Source organism: Cupriavidus sp. H18C2 (assembly GCF_049393795.1).
GTDB lineage: Bacteria > Pseudomonadota > Gammaproteobacteria > Burkholderiales > Burkholderiaceae > Cupriavidus > Cupriavidus pauculus_C.
In genome coordinates, this window is the sequence record NZ_CP186010.1 from 76549 (window position 1) to 98266 (window position 21718).

Annotated in this window: 22 protein-coding genes; 17 read left to right on the forward strand and 5 right to left on the reverse strand. The window is 67.9% G+C overall.

All coding sequences use genetic code 11. The features are described from left to right. Nucleotides 1–140: 140 nt before the first annotated feature. A complete protein-coding gene (locus tag EPAKOI_RS00360; protein ID WP_423192694.1) occupies nt 141–1121 on the reverse strand; it encodes a fumarylacetoacetate hydrolase family protein in 981 nt (326 codons plus the stop codon). 133 nt (nt 1122–1254) lie between these two features. Here EPAKOI_RS00360 and EPAKOI_RS00365 point away from each other — a divergent pair, with 133 nt between their 5' ends. The 4 genes from EPAKOI_RS00365 (at nt 1255) to EPAKOI_RS00380 (ending at nt 4483) form a co-directional block, all read left to right on the forward strand. After that, entirely contained in the window at nt 1255–2115 is an 861-nt protein-coding gene (locus EPAKOI_RS00365; protein ID WP_423192695.1) for an IclR family transcriptional regulator, read from the forward strand. Between the two features lie 83 nt (nt 2116–2198). Next, nucleotides 2199–3134 (forward strand): DUF3108 domain-containing protein, encoded by a 936-nt coding sequence (locus EPAKOI_RS00370; RefSeq protein ID WP_423192696.1) that lies wholly within the window; start codon nt 2199–2201, stop codon nt 3132–3134. Between the two features lie 47 nt (nt 3135–3181). After that, the gene (locus EPAKOI_RS00375) at nt 3182–4012 is read left to right on the forward strand and encodes an alpha/beta fold hydrolase (protein WP_423192697.1); all 831 of its coding nucleotides are present in this window, start codon (nt 3182–3184) and stop codon (nt 4010–4012) included. A gap of 213 nt (nt 4013–4225) precedes the next feature. Next, nucleotides 4226–4483: a BTH_I0359 family protein gene (locus tag EPAKOI_RS00380; protein ID WP_061956410.1), complete on the forward strand. Its 258-nt coding sequence runs from the start codon at nt 4226–4228 to the stop codon at nt 4481–4483. 107 nt (nt 4484–4590) lie between these two features. On the opposite strand, the gene EPAKOI_RS00385 is transcribed toward EPAKOI_RS00380, so the two are convergent. Further along, the gene (locus tag EPAKOI_RS00385; RefSeq protein ID WP_124682729.1) at nt 4591–4983 is read right to left on the reverse strand and encodes a rhodanese-like domain-containing protein; all 393 of its coding nucleotides are present in this window, start codon (nt 4981–4983) and stop codon (nt 4591–4593) included. A gap of 207 nt (nt 4984–5190) precedes the next feature. Here EPAKOI_RS00385 and EPAKOI_RS00390 point away from each other — a divergent pair, with 207 nt between their 5' ends. The 5 genes from EPAKOI_RS00390 (at nt 5191) to EPAKOI_RS00410 (ending at nt 11164) form a co-directional block, all read left to right on the forward strand. Further along, entirely contained in the window at nt 5191–6252 is a 1062-nt protein-coding gene (locus tag EPAKOI_RS00390) for a homocysteine S-methyltransferase family protein (RefSeq protein ID WP_423192698.1), read from the forward strand. 34 nt (nt 6253–6286) lie between these two features. Further along, nucleotides 6287–9034 (forward strand): methionine synthase, encoded by a 2748-nt coding sequence (gene metH, locus EPAKOI_RS00395; protein WP_423192699.1) that lies wholly within the window; start codon nt 6287–6289, stop codon nt 9032–9034. Between the two features lie 308 nt (nt 9035–9342). After that, a complete protein-coding gene (locus EPAKOI_RS00400; protein ID WP_313838858.1) occupies nt 9343–9732 on the forward strand; it encodes a hypothetical protein in 390 nt (129 codons plus the stop codon). A 325-nt stretch (nt 9733–10057) separates the two neighbouring features. Then, nucleotides 10058–10690 (forward strand): response regulator, encoded by a 633-nt coding sequence (locus EPAKOI_RS00405; protein WP_061956399.1) that lies wholly within the window; start codon nt 10058–10060, stop codon nt 10688–10690. Between the two features lie 69 nt (nt 10691–10759). Continuing rightward, entirely contained in the window at nt 10760–11164 is a 405-nt protein-coding gene (locus EPAKOI_RS00410; protein ID WP_124682725.1) for a response regulator, read from the forward strand. An 86-nt stretch (nt 11165–11250) separates the two neighbouring features. Here EPAKOI_RS00410 and EPAKOI_RS00415 read toward each other — a convergent pair whose 3' ends face one another. Continuing rightward, the gene (locus EPAKOI_RS00415) at nt 11251–12642 is read right to left on the reverse strand and encodes a CHASE3 domain-containing protein (RefSeq protein ID WP_124682724.1); all 1392 of its coding nucleotides are present in this window, start codon (nt 12640–12642) and stop codon (nt 11251–11253) included. 270 nt (nt 12643–12912) lie between these two features. On the opposite strand from EPAKOI_RS00415, the gene EPAKOI_RS00420 reads away from it, so the two are divergent. Both EPAKOI_RS00420 and EPAKOI_RS00425 read left to right on the forward strand, forming a co-directional pair. After that, nucleotides 12913–13077 (forward strand): DUF1328 domain-containing protein, encoded by a 165-nt coding sequence (locus EPAKOI_RS00420; protein ID WP_124682723.1) that lies wholly within the window; start codon nt 12913–12915, stop codon nt 13075–13077. Nucleotides 13078–13149: 72 nt separating this feature from the next. Beyond that, nucleotides 13150–13572 carry a DUF883 family protein gene (locus EPAKOI_RS00425; protein ID WP_124682722.1) on the forward strand — a complete coding sequence of 141 codons (423 nt, stop codon included), beginning with the start codon at nt 13150–13152 and terminating at the stop codon, nt 13570–13572. Nucleotides 13573–13858: 286 nt separating this feature from the next. Here EPAKOI_RS00425 and EPAKOI_RS00430 read toward each other — a convergent pair whose 3' ends face one another. Beyond that, entirely contained in the window at nt 13859–14179 is a 321-nt protein-coding gene (locus EPAKOI_RS00430; RefSeq protein WP_423192700.1) for a DUF1840 domain-containing protein, read from the reverse strand. A 184-nt stretch (nt 14180–14363) separates the two neighbouring features. On the opposite strand from EPAKOI_RS00430, the gene argS reads away from it, so the two are divergent. The 4 genes from argS to EPAKOI_RS00450 all read left to right on the forward strand — a co-directional run bounded on the left by argS (nt 14364) and on the right by EPAKOI_RS00450 (nt 18715). Then, on the forward strand, nt 14364–16184 hold the full coding sequence (gene argS / locus EPAKOI_RS00435) for an arginine--tRNA ligase (RefSeq protein ID WP_124682720.1): 1821 nt from the start codon (nt 14364–14366) through the stop codon (nt 16182–16184). A gap of 54 nt (nt 16185–16238) precedes the next feature. Further along, the gene (locus tag EPAKOI_RS00440) at nt 16239–16967 is read left to right on the forward strand and encodes an SPOR domain-containing protein (RefSeq protein WP_423192701.1); all 729 of its coding nucleotides are present in this window, start codon (nt 16239–16241) and stop codon (nt 16965–16967) included. 113 nt (nt 16968–17080) lie between these two features. Beyond that, nucleotides 17081–17719 (forward strand): thiol:disulfide interchange protein DsbA/DsbL, encoded by a 639-nt coding sequence (locus EPAKOI_RS00445; protein WP_124682718.1) that lies wholly within the window; start codon nt 17081–17083, stop codon nt 17717–17719. 165 nt (nt 17720–17884) lie between these two features. Continuing rightward, nucleotides 17885–18715: a helical backbone metal receptor gene (locus tag EPAKOI_RS00450; RefSeq protein WP_423192702.1), complete on the forward strand. Its 831-nt coding sequence runs from the start codon at nt 17885–17887 to the stop codon at nt 18713–18715. Between the two features lie 6 nt (nt 18716–18721). On the opposite strand, the gene EPAKOI_RS00455 is transcribed toward EPAKOI_RS00450, so the two are convergent. Beyond that, on the reverse strand, nt 18722–19798 hold the full coding sequence (locus EPAKOI_RS00455; RefSeq protein WP_423192703.1) for an MBL fold metallo-hydrolase: 1077 nt from the start codon (nt 19796–19798) through the stop codon (nt 18722–18724). Between the two features lie 175 nt (nt 19799–19973). On the opposite strand from EPAKOI_RS00455, the gene EPAKOI_RS00460 reads away from it, so the two are divergent. Both EPAKOI_RS00460 and EPAKOI_RS00465 read left to right on the forward strand, forming a co-directional pair. Further along, nucleotides 19974–20399: a MerR family transcriptional regulator gene (locus EPAKOI_RS00460; protein ID WP_124682715.1), complete on the forward strand. Its 426-nt coding sequence runs from the start codon at nt 19974–19976 to the stop codon at nt 20397–20399. 90 nt (nt 20400–20489) lie between these two features. Beyond that, the gene (locus tag EPAKOI_RS00465; protein WP_124682714.1) at nt 20490–21671 is read left to right on the forward strand and encodes an isovaleryl-CoA dehydrogenase; all 1182 of its coding nucleotides are present in this window, start codon (nt 20490–20492) and stop codon (nt 21669–21671) included. The last annotated feature ends 47 nt before the right edge of the window (nt 21672–21718 follow it).

Consider the following 21718-nt stretch of genomic DNA (forward strand, 5'->3'; position numbering starts at 1 on the left):
GGGGGCGAAACAGGCGCGGACGGCGGGCAAAAAATTCCCCGACCGCGTGGTCGGGGAATTATAGGCCCAAGGCCATGGCGCGCCGCAAGCCGGGTTTCGCCCAGTGTGTCAGGCACCGGTGAGGGGCCCGGACGGGGCGGTCAGCGCGGCGCCACCACCTGGTCGATCGCGCCGAAGATCGACTTGCCGTCGGCGTCGAACATCTCGATGCGCACCGCGTCGCCAAACTTCATGAACTCGGTCTCGGGCTTGCCGCCGTCGATGGTCTCCAGCATGCGCTTCTCGGCGATGCAGCAGTACCCCTTGCTGCGGTCGACGTTCGAGATCGTGCCCGATCCCACCACGCTGCCCGCGCGCACGTTGCGCGTCTTGCAGATGTGGGCGATCAACTGGCCGAAGTCGAACACCATGTCGGTGCCGCAGTCGGGCTGGCCCACCTTGCGGCTGTTCCAGTGCACGACCATCGGCCGGTGCACCTTGCGCTCGCGCCAGGCGTCGCCCAGTTCGTCGGGCGTGACCGCCACCGGCGAGAACGCCGTGGCCGGCTTGCTCTGGAAGAAGCCAAAGCCCTTGCCCAGCTCGGCCGGAATCAGGTTGCGCAGCGACACGTCGTTGGCCAGCAGCACGAGCCGGATGGCCTCGCCCGCCTGCTCGGGCGTGGCGCCCATGCGCACGTCGCCCGTTATCACGGCCACCTCGGCCTCGAAGTCGATGCCGAACGCCTCGCTGGGGCAGACGATGTCGTCCTGCGGGCCGATGAAGTCGTCCGAGCCGCCCTGGTACATCAGCGGATCGGTCCAGAACTCGGGCGGCATTTCGGCGCCGCGCGCGCGGCGCACCAGTTCCACGTGGTTCACGTAGGCCGAGCCGTCGGCCCACTGGTACGCGCGCGGCAGCGGCGCCATGCAGTCCTTGGGCTGGAACGGGAACGGATGCCGCGCGCGCCCGGCGTTGAGCGCGTCGGACAGGTCCTGGAGCTGCGGCGAATAGAAATGCCAGTCGTCCAGCACCGTCTGGAGCTTGCCGGCGATGTCGGTGGCAAAGTGCGCGGTCTTCAGGTCGCGCGAGACGACGACGAGCTGGCCGTCGCGCGAACCGTCCTTCAGGGTGGCGAGTTTCATGCGAAATCGAACGTAGGCAGGATGGAATGGGCGGTAGTCTACCGGAGCCGCCCTGGCCGGCCCACGGGCGCGCCGGGGCCGCAGCGGCCTTGTATAGAATGGCCGCATCACATTCCAGATACCCGACTCACGCATGACCGCTGTGGACGAAGACGATTCCCGCGACGACGATGCGCGCGACGACAGCAAGCGCGCCGGCATCCAGTCCATCGAGGTGGGATTCCGGCTGCTGCAGGCGCTGGCCGCCTCGCCGCGCGCGATGATGCTGCGCGACCTGGCCGCCGCCGCCGACATGAGCCCGGCCAAGGCCCATCGCTACCTGGTCAGCTTCCAGCGGCTTGGCGCGGTGGCGCAGGACGCCGTGAGCCAGCGCTACGACCTCGGGCCGTTCGCGCTGCAACTGGGGCTGGCGGGGCTGAACCGGCTGGATCTGGTGCGCAAGGCGCGGCCCATCCTGTCCCGGCTGCGCGACGAGATCGACCAGACCGCCGGCATCGCGGTGTGGGGCAACCACGGGCCGACCATCGTCCATTGGGAAGAATCGAGCCATCCGGTCAGCGTCAGCCTGCGGCTGGGCGACGTGATGCCGATGCTCAATTCGGCCACGGGGCGGCTCTATGGTGCGTATCTGTCGCGGCGTCAGACGCTGCCGCTGATCGAGCGCGAACTGGCCACGCGCGGCGACGCGGCGCTGCCGGACATGCCCGCGTCGCTGGCCGACTACGACGCGATCTGCGCCAGCGTGCGCCAGCAGGGCGCGGCCCGCACGCGCGGCGGCGTGCTGCCGGGCATCAACGCCATCTCGACCCCGGTGTTCGACGCCAACGGCCATCTGGCGATGGGCCTGATCGTGCTCGGCGCGCAGAGCGTATTCGATGCAGAATGGGGCGGCGCGGTGGACCGCCGCGTGCGCGAGATTGCGCGGCAGATTTCCTCGGAACTTGGTTATCTTGGCGACGGCCAGCCGTCCGGAAGGGACGACACCCCCTCGTAAGCGCCAGCGGCGCGTGCGCCGCTGGATGGCCGTGATCGCGCTGGTGGCGGTCGCGCACGGGCTGTTGCTGCTTGGGCTGCTGCGTGTTCCGATCCCGTCGCTGCCAGACCCGGACACCGCGCCGACGATGGACGCGATCCTGCTGCCCCCGCCCCGGCCGCCTGCCCCGCCCCCCGCCGGCCACACCCCCGCGCCGGCCCGCCCAGTCCCAGGCCCCCGCGCCCGTACCCGAACCTGCGCCAGACCCGGCGGCGCCTGCGCTGGCGACCGCGGAAAGCGGCGACACCACCGCCACGGCTGGTTCGGGCGGCACGGGCGCCGCCGCCTCGGGTTCGGCCGCGCCGGCGGCCCCGCCGGCCCCCGCCGAGGCACCCGGGCCGCGCTACGCGGCGCCGCCTTCGGTCACGCTGCGCTATGCCAGCTTCGTCAACGGCGTGCAGAACCCCGACGGCATCATCCGCTGGGAACAGGACGGCCAGCACTACCGCCTGGCCGTGGAAACGCGCGTGCTGTGGTTCCGCTTCGCGTTCCAGAGCACCGGCGACATGACCGAGCGCGGCCTGTCGCCCACGCGCTACGAAGAAGCCCGCCGCAGCAAGGTGGAGGTGGCGCGCTTCGACCATCCGTCAAGCATGGTCGTGTTTGAAACGCGTGGCGGACAGGCGCCGATGCCCACGGCCTTTCAGGACCGCTTCAGCATCTTCCTGCAACTGGTGGGCTGGGCGCGCGGCGACCCGCAGCGCTATGTCACGCCGGGCGCCACCGAGTCGTTCAACGTGGCCGACACCCGCGAAATCGAGGGCATGCAGATCCAGTACGTGGGCGACGAGGATATCGACGTCGGCACCGAGATGGTGCGTACCAAGCACTTTGTGCGGCTGCCGCGCCACGCCAACGACAAGCGGCGCGTGGAAATCTGGCTCGCGCCGTCGCTGAACTGGATGCCAGCGCGCCTTCGTCAGACGGAGCCCGATGGCACTCAGATCGATCTCGTCTATCGTAGTAGGGAAGGGCGGTGATGCCGACGCAGGTCGTGAAACGTAGTGACGACGCGGGAGACTGAAACATGCCTGACACAATGGCGCAGCGAATCCGGGCCGGCGATGCCGAGCTCCAGGTCCGCATCGATGGCAGCGAAGGGCCGTGGGTGGTCCTGATCCACGCGCTAGGTGCGAATCTGACGCTGTGGGACGATACCGCGCGCCATCTGTCCGACCGCTACCGCGTGCTGCGCTTCGACCTGCGCGGCCACGGCGGCAGCGATGCGCCCGTGGGCGCGTACACGATGACGCGGCTGGCCGACGACGTGGTGGCGCTGATGGACACGCTGGACATCGGCCAGGCCCATGTCTGCGGCGTGTCGGTGGGTGGCATGGTGGCCCAGACCATGGGCGTGCGCCATGCGGACCGGCTGCTGTCGCTGGCGCTGGTGGACACCATCGACCACACGCCCATGACGGCGCATCCGATGTGGGCCAACCGGATCGGCCAGGCCGAGGCCCATGGCATGGCCGGCATGGTGTCGTCGACGATGGAGCGCTGGCTCACGCAGCCGTTCCGCGACGCCCATCCCGAGACGGTGGAAGCGATTGGCCGGATGCTGGCGGCGACGCCGGTGCAGGGCTACGTGGGGGTGGCGCAGGCCATCCTGGCGTTCGACCTGGCCGATGCGATCGGCCGCATCCACTGTCCGACCCTGGTGGTGACAGGGTCAAAGGACGAGAGCGCAACGGTGGAGATGGCCCACTCCATTGCGCGAAAAATTCATGGTGCGAAGCTGGAAGTGCTGCCGGACGCCGCGCATCTGTCGTTTATCGAACAACGGGAACGCTTTCTTGCGATCTTCGAAGCGTTCCTGGGGCATGCAGCGTGTGGCGGGCAGTGTGATATTCCGTAACGCCATTGGGAAGATCGCAACACACTGGTGCACGGCGCTCAAGAAACTTGCCCGTCGCGCCGATGCCCAAGAGTACGAGGGCAGCAAAGGCACGCAAGGCCCGTCCGGGCCACACAACTTGAATTACGGACGGGGACCCTCAGCTTGGAGAGGAAATCGCGCCCCCGGCAAGGCAGTAGGAAGGGCGCCAACCATACGCCAGGAGGAAGTGCGATGCAAATGATCTACAACAGCGACAACTACTGCATTGTCGAGTTTGGCGCAGATGTCGAGCATGCGACCCTTGCCTCGGGCGGCTACGAAATCGTGGACAAGAACCTGAAACGCGAAATTTTCCTCGGCGGCCATATGGCCGAGACCTTCCGCGCCGACGTGACCCGTCTGATCGAGAGCGAGCCATCCGTGGAGGAAGTGGACGAGTTCCTCGGCAAGTTCGATACCGTCATGAACAACCCGCTGGTGATGCACTGAAGCTGCCCGCAAATGCCGCCGCCGGGTGATCGTACCGGTGGCTCCCCACGCCAGGCGCCCGCTCCGAGCGGGCGTTTTTCATGGGCGCCGTGTGGGGGGCGGCCCCGTCAGTACTGTTCCCAGGGCAGCCCGTCGTGCCGCCAGCCGTTGACGGTGTTGCGATGGCGCTGGGCGTCAAGGTCGCCCTCGAAGCCGTGCAGCACGTTGTAGACGGTGGTAAAGCCGGCGCCTTCCAGCGCACGCGCGGCGGCCGACGAGCGGTTGCCGCTGCGGCAGATCAGCAGCACCGGCCGGGCCGATACCTGACCCGCCAGCTTCTTCACCGCCTGCACGAAGTGCGGATTGACCTCCCAGTCGGGGCCGTCGTTCCAGGGCACGTTGTGCGCGCCCTGCGGATGGCCGACGAACAGGTATTCCATCTCGCTGCGGCAGTCGATGAACAGCGCGTCGGGTTCGGCGTCCAGCAGGGCGCGGGCGTCGTGAGGGCTCAGGTGTTGCATGGATGGTACGGACATCGGTGGCGAATACGTCTCCCAGTGTAGGCGCGGCATCCCCGGCTGACAACCGCGCCCGGCCGCCGCCGGGCGACGCCGGCGGCCCGCCCGCAATCCCTTGATCTACCTGATAAAATCGCGGTCTTGCCGAATCCTGGCCGTACCCCGCGCATGCCCGCCCCCGCCGCGCGCGCGACACCTGACTGTCCCACCATGAGCGCCGACCAACCGATCTCCCGCCCCTACACCCGGGCCGCCACCCTGCCCCGGCTGCTCCGCGAACGCATCCTGATCCTCGACGGGGCGATGGGGACGATGATCCAGCGCTACAAGCTGGGCGAGGCCGAATACCGCGGCACGCGCTTCGCGGACCATCCGGTCGACGTCAAGGGCAACAACGAACTGCTGCTGCTGACGCGCCCGCAGGTCATCAGCGAGATCCACGAGCAGTACCTGGCCGCCGGCGCGGACCTGATCGAGACCAACACGTTCGGGGCCACGCGCGTGGCGCAGGAAGACTACAAGATGGCCGACCTGGCCTACGAGATGAACGTCGAGGCGGCCCGCCTGGCGCGCGCGGCCTGCGACAAGTACAGCACGCCGGACAAGCCGCGCTTCGTGGCCGGCGCGTTCGGCCCCACGCCCAAGACCGCCAGCATCAGCCCCGACGTGAACGACCCCGGCGCGCGCAACGTCAGCTTCGAGGAACTGCGCCAGTCGTACTACGAACAGGGCAAGGCGCTGCTCGAAGGCGGCGCCGACGTGTTCCTGGTGGAAACGATCTTCGACACGCTCAACGCCAAGGCGGCCCTGTTCGCCATCGACCAGTTGTTCGAGGACACCGGCGAGCGCGTGCCCGTGATGATCTCGGGCACCGTGACCGACGCCTCGGGCCGCATCCTGTCCGGCCAGACCGTCGAGGCGTTCTGGAACAGCCTGCGCCACGCCCGCCCGGTGACGTTCGGCCTGAACTGCGCGCTGGGCGCCACGCTGATGCGGCCGTACATCGCCGAGCTGGCCAAGATCTGCGACGCGGCCGTGTCGTGCTACCCGAACGCCGGCCTGCCCAATCCGATGAGCGACACCGGCTTCGACGAGACGCCGGAGGTCACGTCGTCGCTGGTGGACGAATTCGCGGCCTCGGGCCTGGTCAACCTGGTGGGCGGCTGCTGCGGCACCACGCCCGACCACATCGCCGCCATCGCCCAGCGCGTGGCCGGCCGCGCGCCGCGCGCGTGGGCCAACTACACCGAGACCGCCGCGCAGCCCGCCTGACGCATCGCACGCACGAAGCATAGAGACCCCACACATGAGCCAGCAAAACCTGCCCCCGCGTCCGATGCGCCTGTCCGGCCTGGAGCCGTTCACGATCGACGACGACACGCTGTTCGTCAACGTCGGCGAGCGCACCAACGTCACGGGCTCCAAGGCGTTCGCGCGGATGATCCTGAACGGCCAGTTCGACGAGGCGCTGGCCGTGGCCCGCCAGCAGGTGGAAAACGGCGCGCAGATCATCGACATCAACATGGACGAGGCGATGCTCGATTCGCGCGCGGCCATGGTGCGGTTCCTGAACCTGATTGCGTCAGAGCCGGACATCGCACGCGTGCCGATCATGATCGACTCGTCCAAGTGGGACGTGATCGAGGCCGGCCTGCAGTGCGTGCAGGGCAAGCCCGTGGTGAACTCCATCTCGCTCAAGGAGGGCGAGGAGCAGTTTCGCCACCACGCCACGCTGATCCGCCGCTACGGGGCGGCGACGGTGGTGATGGCGTTCGACGAGCAGGGCCAGGCCGACACGTTCGCGCGCAAGACCGAAATCTGCAAGCGCAGCTACGACGTGCTGGTCAACGAGGTGGGCTTCCCGCCCGAGGACATCATCTTCGACCCGAACATCTTCGCGGTGGCCACCGGCATCGAGGAGCACAACAACTACGCCGTGGACTTCATCGAGGCCACGCGCTGGATCAAGCAGAACCTGCCGTACGCCAAGGTCAGCGGCGGCGTGTCGAACGTGTCGTTCTCGTTCCGCGGCAACGACGTGGTGCGCGAGGCCATCCACACCGTGTTCCTGTACCACGCCATCGCGGCGGGCATGGACATGGGCATCGTCAACGCCGGGCAGCTTGGCGTGTACGACCAGCTTGACCCGGAACTGCGCGAGCGCGTGGAGGACGTGGTGCTGAACCGCCGCGACGACGCCACCGACCGCCTGCTGGAGATTGCCGACCGCTTCAAGGGCGGCGGCCAGAAGAAGGAAGAGAACCTGGCCTGGCGCGGCACGCCCGAGGCGCCCGTGTCCGTGGGCGACCGCCTGGCGCACGCGCTGGTGCACGGCATCACGACGTACATCGTCGAGGACACCGAGGAGGCGCGCCAGCAGATTGCGGCGCGCGGCGGCCGGCCCATCGAGGTGATCGAAGGCCCGCTGATGGACGGCATGAACATCGTCGGCGACCTGTTCGGCGCCGGCAAGATGTTCCTGCCGCAGGTGGTCAAGAGCGCCCGCGTGATGAAGCAGGCCGTGGCCCACCTGCTGCCGTTCATCGAGGAAGAAAAGCGGCTGCTGGCCGAGGCCGGCGGCGACGTGCGCGCGCGCGGCAAGATCGTGATCGCCACGGTCAAGGGCGACGTGCACGATATCGGCAAGAACATCGTGTCGGTGGTGCTCCAGTGCAACAACTTCGAGGTCGTGAACATGGGCGTGATGGTGCCGTGCAACGAGATCCTGGCGCGTGCCAAGGTCGAGGGCGCGGACATCGTCGGGCTGTCGGGCCTGATCACGCCGTCGCTGGAGGAAATGGCCTACGTTGCCGCCGAGATGCAGCGCGACGACTACTTCCGCGTGAAGAAGATTCCGCTGCTGATTGGCGGCGCCACCACGTCGCGCGTGCACACGGCCGTGAAGATCGCGCCGAACTACGAGGGCCCCGTGGTCTACGTGCCGGACGCGTCGCGGTCGGTCAGCGTGGCGTCGAGCCTGCTGTCGGACGAGGGCGCCGCGCGCTACCTGGACGAACTGAAGACCGACTACGACCGCATCCGCCACCAGCACGCCAACAAGAAGGCCACGCCGATGGTGTCGCTGGCCGACGCGCGCGCCAACAAGACGCCGGTGGACTGGCGCACCTACGTGCCGCCGAAGCCCAAGTTCATCGGCCGGCGCGTGTTCCGCAACTACGACCTGTCCGAGCTGGCCAACTACATCGACTGGGGCCCGTTCTTCCAGACCTGGGACCTGGCAGGCAAATTCCCGGACATCCTGAACGACGAGATCGTCGGCGAGTCCGCGCGGCGCGTCTATTCGGACGGCAAGAGCATGCTGTCGCGGCTGATCCAGGGCCGCTGGCTGACGGCCAACGGCGTGATGGCGCTGCTGCCGGCCAACACGGTCAACGACGACGACATCGAGATCTATACCGACGAGTCGCGCAGCAAGGTGGCGCTGACCTGGCACAACCTGCGCCAGCAGAGCGAGCGCCCGGTGGTGGACGGCGTCAAGCGGCCGAACCGCTGCCTGGCCGATTTCGTCGCGCCCAAGTCCAGCGGGGTAGCCGACTACATCGGCCTGTTCGCGGTCACGGCCGGCATCGGCGTGGACAAGAAGGAGGCCCAGTTCGAGGCCGACCACGACGACTACAGCGCGATCATGCTCAAGGCGCTGGCCGACCGGCTGGCCGAGGCGTTTGCCGAATGCCTGCACGCCCGCGTGCGGACCGACCTGTGGGGCTACGACGCCGCCGAGACGCTGACCAACGACCAGTTGATCGCCGAAGCGTACCGGGGCATCCGCCCGGCGCCGGGGTATCCGGCCTGCCCGGAGCACACGGTCAAGGCGCCGATGTTCGAGCTGCTGGACGCGGCCGAGATCGGCATGGGCATCACCGAGGCACTGGCGATGACGCCGGCGGCGTCGGTCAGCGGCTTCTACCTGGCGCATCCCGAATCCACCTACTTCAGCGTGGGCAAGATCGGCCAGGACCAGCTTGACGACATGGTGGCGCGCCGCGGCGAGGATCGCCTGACGCTGGAGCGCGCGCTGGCGCCCAACCTGTAATCGCTTCGGCGTAGCTGTAAGCAGTTGCAATGACCGGGAGGCCGCGTATCGCGGGGCCTCCCGGTTTTTTCATGGGCGCGGCAGCCGTTGATGCACAAGGGCAGGCGGCGATTGGCGCCGCCCGGGCGCGGGCAAACGGGGCGCGGCGCCCATGTTCGCAATGTCTTCACGACTGCTTACACACACTGACAAGTGCTCACAGACCGGCACGGCGGGCGTCCCTAGACTGGGAACCAGTTCACGTGACACCGCGTGGATGCCGCAGGCGAATGGTTCGCCGTGGCGCATTCAGTAAAGGAGTCTCTCCCATGAAGAAGCTGCTGATCTCCCTGTCCGCCCTGTCGATTGCCGCTGCCTCGTCGATGGCGATGGCGCAAGGCACCGGTGCCACCGCTGGCACCCAAGCGGGCGTCGGCGCCTCCGTGAACGCACCTTCCACGAATGCAGGTGCCAACGCCGGCCTCAACGCCGGTGGCGCGGCGGGCGGCGCGGTGACCCCGGCCAGCCCCAGCTCGGCGGATCCGGGCAGCAAGGCCAGCCTGGGCGCCAAGGCGCAGAACGACACCACCACGTCGACCACGACCGACAAGACGAACCAGGGCAAGCATTCCGGCCACGCCAAGTCGAAGTCGAAGAAGGGCGATACGCTGGGCGCCACGGGCGGCGCGGACGCCGGTGCCAGCACGATGACGAAGTAAGCGGCCTGTCCGCGACAGGCCCGGGGCGGGCCCCTCCAGACCGCCCCGGCCGCCGCGGCCGCGAATGGACGAACGGGCGCCAGCCATGGCGCCCGTTTTTTTCGTCCCTGCCAGCCGCACCCGGCCGCCCGCTGCCGCGGCGCAGCAATCGCGCCAATTTCCAACCGCCCGGATGGGCGTCAACACGCCGCCGGGCGCCCGTCGCCGTGGCGCGTCATGTCAGCCGGACGCCGACAGCTTCCGCGTCGCGTCGGCACTACAATGCAGGAAACCGGCCCGGGCCGCCTTTCGGCCGCGGGTCGCCCCCCTCACCGTGGAGACACCGATGATTCGCGTCTTGATCGCCGACGATCATGAGATCGTGCGCGCCGGTCTGCGCCAGTTCATTTCAGAGGAACCCGACATCAAGGTGACGGGCGAAGCCGCCAGCGGCGACGAAGTGATGGCGCAGTTGCGCGACAGCGAGTTCGACGTACTCGTACTCGACATCTCGATGCCGGACCGCAACGGCATCGATGTCCTGAAGCTGATTCGTCAGCGCCTGCCCAACCTGCCGGTGCTGATCCTGTCGACCTACCCGGAAGACCAGTACGCGATCAACCTGATCCGTGCCGGCGCCTCGGGCTACCTGACCAAGGAATCGGCGCCGGACGATCTCGTCAAGGCAATCCGTACGGTGGCCCAGGGCCGCCGCTACGTGAGCCCCACCGTGGCGGACCTGCTGATCGGCGGGCTCGACAAGCCGACCGAGCAACCCGTGCACCAGACGCTGTCCGAGCGCGAGTTCCAGATCTTCTGCAAGCTGTCGCGCGGCCAGTCGGTGTCCGTGATCGCCGACGAGCTGTTCCTCAGCGTCAAGACCGTGAGTACCTACCGCTCCCGCATCCTGGAGAAAATGGGCATGAAGACCAATGCCGACCTGACCTACTACGCCATCAAGAACGGGCTCGTGGAATAGGCCGACATCACGTTGCACATGCCAGCGCCCTCGCTCGTCCACCCCTTCGCCTGACAGTTGCCTAGCGCCATGCCGGAGCACGCCTCGGCCTCTCCCAACCGCTCGCTGCGAGTCCTCCTGATCGAGGACTCCGAAGTCTTGCGGGGCATGCTGCTGGAATACCTGACCGCCTTCCCGTTCGTGGAGTCGGTGGACTGGGCCGATACCGAAAGCGGCGCGGTCAAGCTGGCCACCCAGGGCCATTACGACGTGTCCATCGTCGACCTGCAACTGCGCCAGGGCAACGGCATCAACGTCCTGCGCGAAATGCAGAAGGCCCAGCTATCGGGCATCCGCATCGTCTACACCAACCACGCGCAGGTATCGATGTACCGCCGCCAGTGCACCGAGGCAGGCGCGGACTACTTCTTCGACAAGTCCCTGGAGCTGGAGCAGGTGTTCCGGGTGATCGAGGACTACGCAACGTCGGCGTAAGCCGGCCCTGACTCAAATCTCCCGATGGGTTTGCTGTCCCTCCCGCGCGGCGGGAGAGGCGAGCGGGACATCGCGGACGACACCCTTCAAACTTCCGTGGTTTCCTCCGGCGGTGCCAGCACGCTGGTGGTCAGCGGCACCTCGATGCGGATGGCCACGCCCTGGCCGGGCGACGAGTCGACGTGGATCGTCCCGCCCAGCGCCAGTACACGCTGTTCCATGCCAAGCAGGCCGTGATGGCCGGCGATGCTGCCGGCGTCGAAGTCGGGCGGCAGGCCGCGGCCGTCGTCGCGCACGGTCAGCGTCAGTTGCTGGCTGGTGCAGGCCAGCGCCACCGAGATGTGCTTGGCCTCGGCGTACTTGCTGGCGTTGGTCAGCGATTCCTGCACGATCCGGTACAGCGCGATGGCCGCGTTGTCGCGCAACTGCGGCAGCGACTCGGGCAGGTCCACCTCGGTTTCCCACTGGTTGCGCGCGCCCACGTCTTCCACGTGCTGGATGATGGCCTCGCGCAGCCCCAGGTTCAGCAGCACCGTGGGACGCAGGTCCTCGATCAGGCGGCGCTTGATCTGGATGGCCTGGTCGGCATGCTGCATGACGCGCGTGATCTTGTCCCGCGCGTCGGGGTGCGACGCCTGCACGCGCATCTTCACCCAGTGCAGGTCCAGCTTGATCGCGGTCAGGATGGCGCCCAGCTCGTCGTGCAGTTCGCGCGCCAGACGGGTCTTCTCGTCCTCGGTCACGCGCTGCAGGTGGGCCGCCAGGGCCGACAGCTGCCGCGTGCGCGCCCGCACCTTGCGGTCCAGCCGGGCGCTTTCCTCTTCGAGCTGGGCGCGCGCGGCCTCGGCCATCTTCATGCGGCGCTGGTGGCCCAGGCCCACGGCCACGAGCAGCAGGATGTTGATCGCCGTCAGCAGGCCGATGCCGTAGCGCGACAACTGCAGGTCATGCTCGGCGGCCTCCAGGTTGTGCGTGACCGTGCCCGATTCGCGCACCTGCAGCTGCTCCAGGCCGCGCCGCGCGCTTTCCATGGTCTGCTTGCCGAAGTCGGTGCGGATCAGGTCCAGCGCCACGTCGACGTCGCGCTTGCCGTAGACCAGCGTCAGGGCCATCTCGTTGAGCTTGCGCGTGACGAACTGCGACGCCTCGCCGAACTGGCGCAGCCCCTCGGGGTCGTTCGCGTAGTGCTGGCGCACGCGGGCCATCAGCTCGTTGATCTGCGGCAGCGCCTTGTAGTAAGGGTCGAGGTAGCTTTCCTTGCCGGTCAGCAGGAAGCCGCGCTGGCCGGCCTCGGCGTTGACCAGTTCGGCGATCAGCGCGCCCAGGTCGCTCTGCAGCTGCTGGGAGCGGATGGCCTCGGTGTAGCCCTGGCGCAGGCGCAGGTTGCCCGTTTCCGATGCGATCAGCACGGCCAGCGTCAGCACGATGCCTCCCGCCAGCAGCAGGGTATTTCTCAGGAGTAGGGAATGCTTGGCCATCGGAACTCAGCGGGTTGGGCACGCGCCCGCGCGGGCGTGCGGACATGGAATCACATCATTTTGGCAGGGTCAATCGTACCGGGGCCGCCACGGCCGCGCATCCAGCGCCCGACGGGGTGAGGTGTAGGACTCGGCTGACATCTGAATCGGTCTGTTTTCGGTGTGCGGTCCACATGCCGAACCCTAGAGTGAGGCTATGAGCTTGCGCACCGTGGCGCAAGCAGAACGCAAAGCCAGGACGGCGCGTTCGCTAACCTCGGGAGACTGGTCATGCTGTACTACGCACTCGTCTTTTTCATCGTCGCCATCGTGGCGGCAATCTTCGGCTTCGGCGGCATTGCAGCCGGCGCCGTGGAAATCGCGAAGATCCTGTTCTTCATCTTCCTGGTCGTGGCCCTCGTGGCCGCCGTGATGGGCCTGGTGCGCCGACGTTAAGCGCCAGGTTCGCGGGGCCCGCGGTGGCATACCGCGGGACTCCACGCCAGGACTGGACTTAAAGGAGTATCCATGCTCACGCAGAATCCAAAGATCCGGAAGGAAATCAACCATCTGCACGACAGCGCAGATGCCGCCGTGCGCCAGATCCGGCATTCGGCCCGCGACACCCGCGACGCCGTCGGCCCGGTATCCGACGAAGTGAAGGCGCTGATCACCCAGCTCCAGCAGACCATCGACGTGCTGGCGCATGAAGGTTCCGCCGAAGGCATGGCCGCCGGCCGCCGCCTGCGGGCCCGCGCCCACGAACTGACCGACCGCATGCGCGAACGCAGCCGCGAAGGCATGGACTGGGCGCGCGGGCAGGTGGACGTCGCGGTCGACCACGGACGCCAGCGCGTCGTGGAATCCCCGCTCAAGGCGGTGGGCGTGGCAGCCCTGGTGGGTGCCTTTGTCGGCCTGCTGCTGGCGTCCTCGCGCCGCCACGGCGAATAGCCGGGCGCGCCCGGGACGCACCGGCGGCACAGCCGGGCCCGCAAGAATACCGAGGGTCTCTCCCCCTCTGCCCTGCAGCAACCCCCTTTCCGGATATATCCCTGATCCGGGACACCCGGACACCCAGCGGTGTCCGGGTTCTTTTTTTTGGTGTCGAAGAAGGGGGTGGGGCGGCGTCGCGCCCGGGGCGGGGGTGGACAGGCGCCGCCGGGGTGGCGGCGCCCGTCAGGGTGGGGTGGAACCGGGCCGGGCGGCCCGAAGGCGGCCCGGAATCAGCGGAGGCGCCTCAGACGCCCCACATCACGTCCGTGCCTTCCCTCTGCGACGCGCGCAGCATGTCCAGGAACGGGTAGGCGCGCTGGCCCAGGTGCAGCGGTTCTTCCTCGCGCTCGTCATCCACGTCGGGGTGGACCGTGGTGTCGGCGGGGTGGACCTTCTTCGCGTCCAGGACGGCGGCTTCCAGCTTGCGGATGGCGCCCGGCAGCTCCTCGGACGTGATCACCCCGCGTTCGCCCAGGTGCTTGCCGATGATGCCAAGCAGGGTCATGGCAAGATCCTTCATCATGATCAGGTCCTGCGCCGCGTGGGATTTGAAGGTGATCAGCATGATGTTTCCTTTCACGTAACGCGACAGTGGAGGCGCGGGGCGCACAGGTCGTCGCATGATGTCAGCATAGCACCTGATAAAATTCCGCGTTTCCCGATTTCGACTGCCGGCGCGCGCGGCGGGGCCTCCACTTCGAGCCTGCCCCCAGCCGGAAGCATTCCAGCCTTTCAGGGCCAAGATATCCATGCTGCCTGTTCAGACCTCCCAACTCGCCGCCGCGTTCACTGACGCCGTGCGCGCGCTCGCCCCGGCCGATGCCACCCTGCCCGCGGTCACGTTCGAGCGCCCCAAGGCCGCCGCTCACGGCGACCTGGCCTGCAACATCGCCATGCAGGTGGCCAAGGCGCTGAAGACCAACCCGCGCGAACTGGCGCAGAAGGTGGTGGCCGCCGTGCAGGCCGACCCGCGCGCGTCCGCGCTGGTGGCGGCGCTGGAAATTGCCGGTCCCGGCTTCATCAACCTGCGCCTGAGCCCGGCCGCCCGCGCCGAGGTGCTGCGCGCCGTGCTGGCCGATGGCGACCAGTTCGGCGCCCGCCCGGCCGGCGAGCACGGCCAGGTGCTGGTCGAATTCGTCTCGGCCAACCCCACCGGGCCGCTGCACGTGGGCCACGGCCGCCAGGCGGCGCTGGGCGACGCGCTGGCCAACCTGCTGGCCTGGCAGGGCTGGAAGGTCCACCGCGAGTTCTACTACAACGACGCCGGCGTGCAGATCCACACGCTGGCCATCTCGGTCCAGGCGCGCGCCCGGGGCCTGAAGCCGGGCGACGCCGGCTGGCCGGAGTCGGCCTACAACGGCGACTACATCGCCGATATCGCCGCCGACTTCAAGGCCGGCAAGACCGTGGCGGCCTCCGACGGCGAGCCGGTCACGGCGTCGGGCGACATCGAGGACCTGGAATCGATCCGCCGCTTTGCGGTCACGTACCTGCGCAACGAGCAGGACATCGACCTGCAGGCGTTCGGCGTGAAGTTCGACCGCTACTACCTGGAATCGTCGCTGTACAGCGACGGCCGCGTGGATGCCGCCGTGCAATCGCTGGTCGGCAAGGGCAAGACCTACGAGAACGAAGGCGCGCTGTGGCTGCGCACCACCGACGACGGCGACGACAAGGACCGCGTCATGAAGAAGTCCGACGGCACGTACACGTACTTCGTGCCGGACGTGGCGTACCACACCACCAAGTGGGAACGCGGCTTCGCCAAGGTCATCAACGTGCAGGGCAGCGACCACCACGGCACCATCGCCCGCGTGCGCGCCGGCCTGCAGGGGCTGGACATCGGCATTCCCAAGGGCTACCCGGACTACGTGCTGCACAAGATGGTCACGGTCATGAAGAACGGCGAGGAGGTCAAGATCTCCAAGCGCGCCGGCTCGTACGTGACCGTGCGCGACCTGATCGAGTGGAGCAACGGCGGCGACGAGACGATCCGCGGCTGCCTGGACGGCGGCGTGGCCGACTGGCCGGCCCACTTCACGCGCGGCCGCGACGCGGTGCGCTTCTTCCTGCTGTCGCGCAAGGCCGATACCGAGTTCGTGTTCGACGTGGACCTGGCGCTGAAGCAGAACGACGAGAACCCGGTGTACTACGTGCAGTACGCCCACGCCCGCATCTGCTCGATCTTCGAGGCCTGGGGCGGCGCGGACTGGCAGGCCCGCCTGCCGGCGCTGGCCAGCGTGGACCTGGCCGCCGTGACGGCCGCGGACGTGAGCCCGCAGGCCATCGCGCTGGGCCGCCGGCTGGCCGAATTCCCGGACATGCTGGCCGCCGCCGCCGGCGAACTGGCCCCGCACGCGGTGGCGTTCTACCTGCGCGACCTGGCGGGCGACTTCCACGCGTTCTACAACGCCGACCGCGTGCTGGTGGACGACGACACCGTCAAGCAGGCCCGCCTGGCGCTGCTGGCGGCCACGCGCCAGGTGCTGCGCAACGGCCTGGCCGTGATCGGCGTGTCGGCGCCGCAACGGATGGATCGCGCCCCGGAAGCCGATTCCCCGGCGGCCTGAACTTCGCGTCACGGCAGTGGCTCTATAATCCCCGGCATCACCGAAGAGGACTACATGCAACACAATGCCAAGCGCGCCCTGCGCGCCGTCCGCCATCGCCAGACGCAGCGTGGCGGCACGTTCCTGGGCCTGGTGCTCGGGCTGATCGTCGGCCTGGCCATTGCCGTGGTCATCGCGCTGTACATCACCAAGTCCCCGGCGCCGTTCAAGGGCGGCAACGCGCCCGCGCCGCGGCCGACCGAGCCGGGCAATGTGTCCAGCACGCTGCCCAACCCGGCCCAGCAGGCCCAGCCCGGCGGCGAACCCAGCGATCCGAACAAGCCGCTCTGGAGCAAGACGCCGGCCAAGCCGGTGGCCCCGGCCGAGCAGCCGGCGGCCCCGCAGCCGCCCGTGGCCACCAGCCGCCCGGCCGAGGTGCCCGGCGCCAGCAACGGCACGGTGGCCAGCAAGCCGGCCGAAAAGCCCGCCGAAAAGCCGCCCGCCCGCCCGGCCGAGAAGCCGGTGGCGGACCCGATCGCCGAGATCGCCCAGGCCGATGCCAACAAGGTGGGCTACCTGCTGCAGGTGGGCGCCTTCCGCTCGCAGGACGACGCGGACCGCCAGAAGGCCAACCTGGCCATGCAGGGGTTCGAGGCCAAGGTGACCGACCGCGATGTCAACGGCGTCAAGATGTACCGCGTTCGACTGGGACCGTTCAACCGGATCGAGGACATGAACCGTGCGCGCGACCGCCTGCAGTCGGCCGGCTTCGACGCCTCGGTGATCCGGTTCACCAAGCAGTAATCCGTTGAAATAAATCTGACCGGGCCGGCCATGCGAACCAAGTGCCGCCGGCCCGGTCTTAGACGCAATCCATCCGCTCGCCGAGCGCGTACAACCCGTAAGGCCCTTCTGACATGAAGAAAATCGCCGCACTGATCGCCACCGCTGCCGCCGTGAGCGGCCTGCTGATGTCCGCGCCCGCCGCCATGGCCGCGCCGACCGAAGGCAAGGACTACACGGTTCTGAAAGCCCCGCAGCCGGTGCCCGCTGGCAAGATCGAAGTGACCGAGTTCTTCTGGTACGGCTGCCCGCACTGCTACGACTTCGAGCCGGAACTGGAAGCGTGGGTAAAGAAGCAGGGCAAGGACGTGGTGTTCAAGCGCGTGCCGGTGGCCTTCCGCGACGACCTGCTGCCGCACACCAAGATCTTCTACGCGCTGGAAGCGCTGGGCAAGGTCGACGCGATGCACACCAAGGTGTTCGACGCGATCCACAAGCAGCGCAAGCGCATGGTGGACACGAACGAGATTGCCGACTTCATGGCCGCCAACGGCATCGACCGCAAGCAGTGGCTGGACACGTACAACTCGTTCTCGGTGACGACGAACGCCCAGCGCGCCAACAAGGTGGCCGACGCCTACAAGATCGACGGCGTGCCGACCGTGGTGGTGCAGGGCAAGTACGAGACGTCGCCGTCGATCGCCGGCACCAAGGGCGCCGCGATCCAGGCGATGGACTTCCTGGTCACGGGCGTGCGCGACAAGAAGCTCTGATCGTCTCCCCCCGCCTTTCGAAACAGCCCGGTGCAGCGCCTGCCCGGGCTGTTTTGTTTCCGGCCGCCGCCGCGCCCGCGCTGGCCGGAAGCGCTATATTGACGCCCATGACCTCCCAGACCCCTTTCCCGCCCGGCGCCTCGGGCAGCGCTGGCCAGCCGCACGATGTGGACTGACGCGCTCGGGCAGCCGCACGCGCCGGCCAGCGGGCCGGTGCGCATCGCGTCGCTGGTGCCGTCGATCACCGAGCTGCTGTTCGACCTGGGGCTCGGCGGGCAGGTCGTGGCGCGCACGGGGTTCTGCATCCATCCGGCGCCGGCGGTGCGTGCCGTGGAAAAGGTGGGCGGGACCAAGGACGTGAGGCTCGACAAGCTGCGGGCGCTGGCGCCGACCCACGTCATCGTCAACATCGACGAGAACCGCCGCGAGGCCGTGGACGAGATTCGCGGCTTCGTGCCGCATGTGGTGGTCACCCATCCGTGCCGGCCGGCCGACAACTTCGCGCTCTATGACCTGATCGGCGGCATCTTCGGCCGCCAGGCGCAGGCCGCCCGGCTGGGCGACGACCTGCGCGCCGCGCTGGACGCCTTGCAGGACCGCACCTGGCCGGCGCGCCGCGTGCTCTACGCGATCTGGCAGGACCCGTGGATGACCGTGTCGCACGACACCTATATCAGCCAGATGCTGGCGCTGGTGAACTGGGCCACGTGGCCCGACGCCACGCCGCTGGCCTGCGTCGACGGCGATTGCAGCCGGCCGAACGCGGGCGGCGAGCGCTACCCGACGTTCCGCTGGAGCGACGCGCTGGTGCGCGACCTGGACGCCGTGCTGCTGTCGACCGAGCCGTACCGCTTCACCGAGGACCACGCCGACACGCTGGAGCGCCAGATCGGCAAGCCGGTGCTGCTGGTGGATGGCGAGATGCTGTCCTGGTACGGCAGCCGCGCGGTGGCCGGCGTGCGGTACCTGCGCGATCTGGCGGCGGCGGGGGTTTGACCCCGCTCAAGCCTTGCGGAACCGCACCACGCCGTCGTCGTCCACCTGCCGCACCAGTTCGCCGCGATGCCAGAGCGCGTGCAGGTGCGCCAGCGCCTCGCCCATCGCAAAGGTCAACTGGTGGATGTCGAACTGGCGGCGGAAGATCACGCCGACGATGTCGTGCGCGTTGCACGGCTTCTCGGCGCACGCCTGCAACGTCTCGGCCAGGCGGTCGGCATGGTGTTCGTGCAGTTGCCGCAGCCGCGTGTGCAGGTTGCGGAACGGCCGGCCGTGGGACGGCAGGATCAGCACGTCGGCCGGCAGGTCCTCGTACTTGCCCAGCGAGTCCAGGTAGAGCTGCAGCGGGTTGGCTTCCGGCTCCATGTCGAAGACGCTGACGTTGGTGGAGATGCGCGGCAGCACCATGTCGCCGGAGATCAGCACGTTGGTGGCGGCGTTGTAGAGCGCCACGTGCTCCGGGGCGTGGCCGTAGCCGGTGATGACGCGCCACGCGGCCGTGGCCGGATCGGCGCCGATGCGGACGGTATCGCCGTCCATCAGCCGGCGGTATTGCGTGGGCAGGTCCGGCACCAGCGACGGGTAGTAGCTCTTGCGCGCGCGCAGCTTTTCCAGGTTTTCCGGGTCGGTCAGGCCGTGGCGGGCGAAATGGCTGGCCGCGAAGTCGCCGCCGGCGTTGGAGCCCACGCCGGAGCCGCCGGCCATCACGCGGGCGGACATGTAGTCGCCCAGGCTCATCCACAGTCGCACGTCCCAGCGCTTGCAGATCCAGTGCGCCAGGCCCACGTGGTCCGGGTGGCAATGCGTGACCAGCACGCGCAGCACGGGCAAGCCTTCCAGCTCGTTGGCGAAGATCGTTTCCCAGTGGGCCTGGATCGTGTCGTTGGTGATGCCGCAATCGATGATGGTCCAGCCGTCACGGCCGTCGATGCGGTCGCGCAGCAGCCACAGGTTGATATGGTCCAGCGCGAACGGCAGCGGCATGCGCTGCCAGTACACGCCCGGCGCCACTTCCTGGCGCGTGCCGGGGTCGGGCATGGCATCGCCAAACGGGTATTGAAGCTGATGTTCGAGTGCGTTCATGGGGCTTGTCTCGTGGAAAAGGCGGCGGGCTGCGGGGCTCGCTCTTCTGGATTGTCAGGCGCGACGGTTGACGCTAACGTTAACGTCAATTCGCCGGCCCTGCACGTCATCTTAGTCCAAAAAGTTGATCGTGCAACGAATCCGCGAACGACCGTTCATTTTTGCAGGACGCCATATGTCGGCTCAGCCATCCACCGCCACGTACTCGATCACCGATCTGGCACGTGAATTCGAGATCACGCCGCGCGCGATACGGTTCTACGAGGACCAGGGCCTGTTGTCGCCCGACCGCGAAGGCCCCAGCGGACGCAAGCGCGTGTACAACGGGCGGGAACGCACCCGCCTCAAGCTCACGCTGCGCGGCAAAAGGTTAGGGCTTACTCTCAACGAGATCCGCGAGATCCTGGATCTCTACGAATCGCCGCGCGACACCGCGCCGCAGCTCGAACGTTTTCTGCACCTGCTGGCCCAGCACCGCGGCGCGCTGGAGCGCCAGCTGGAGGACCTGCAGGCCCAGCTGGCCGAGATCGACCAGCATGAACGCCAGTGCAAGACGCTGCTGGCGAGCCATCATGGCGCCCCCAAGACGCAGTCGGCCTGATCGCGCCGCCGCACGCTGCCCCGCGTGTCGGCCCCAATTGACGTTTACGTAAACGTCAATAAAATATCCGGACAAACAGGAGACCCAAACATGACCGAACTCCCCGGCCTGAAATTCCACCTCGGCGAAGACATCGAGATGCTGCGCGAATCGGTGCGCAACTGGGCGCAGGCCGAGTTGGCCCCGCGCGCCGGCGAGATCGACCGCACCGACCAGTTCCCGATGGACGCCTGGAAGAAGATGGGTGACCTCGGCGTGCTGGGCATCACCGTGGCCGAGGAATACGGCGGCGCCAACATGGGCTACCTGGCGCACATGATCGCGATGGAGGAGATCAGTCGCGCGTCGGCGTCGGTCGGGCTGTCGTACGGCGCGCACTCCAACCTCTGCGTGAACCAGATCCACCGCAACGGCACGGCCGCGCAGAAGGCCAAGTACCTGCCGAAGCTGGTGTCGGGCGACTGGATCGGCGCGCTGGCGATGAGCGAGCCGAACGCCGGGTCCGACGTGGTCAGCATGAAGCTGCGCGCCGATCTCAAGGGCGACCGCTACGTGCTCAACGGCACCAAGATGTGGATCACCAACGGTCCGGACTGCGACGTGCTGGTGGTCTACGCCAAGACCGAACCAGACCTGGGCGCGCGCGGCATGACCGCCTTCATCGTCGAAAAGGGCATGAAGGGGTTCTCGGTGGCGCAGAAGCTGGACAAGCTCGGCATGCGCGGCTCGCACACGGGCGAACTGGTGTTCCAGGACGTCGAAGTGCCGGTCGAGAACATTCTGGGGGCCGAAAACGGCGGCGCCAAGGTGCTGATGAGCGGGCTGGACTACGAGCGCGCCGTGCTGTCGGGCGGCCCGGTCGGCATCATGCAGGCGTGCATGGACGTGGTGACGCCGTACATCCACGATCGCAAGCAGTTTGGCCAGAGCATCGGCGAATTCCAGCTCATCCAGGGCAAGGTGGCCGATATGTACACGACGCTGCAGGCCGCCCGCAGCTACCTGTACACCGTGGGCAAGAACCTCGACGCGCTGGGCACCGACCACGTGCGCCAGGTGCGCAAGGACTGCGCCGCCGTGATCCTCTACACGGCCGAGAAGGCGACGTGGATGGCCGGCGAATCGGTGCAGATCCTGGGCGGCAACGGCTACATCAACGAATACCCGGTGGGCCGGCTCTGGCGCGACGCCAAGCTGTACGAGATTGGCGCCGGTACGTCCGAAATCCGTCGCATGCTGATTGGCCGCGAGTTGTTCGCGGAAACGATGTAAGGACAGAAGTTACGCAAACGGCGCTTGGGGCGACCCGAAGGGAAGTC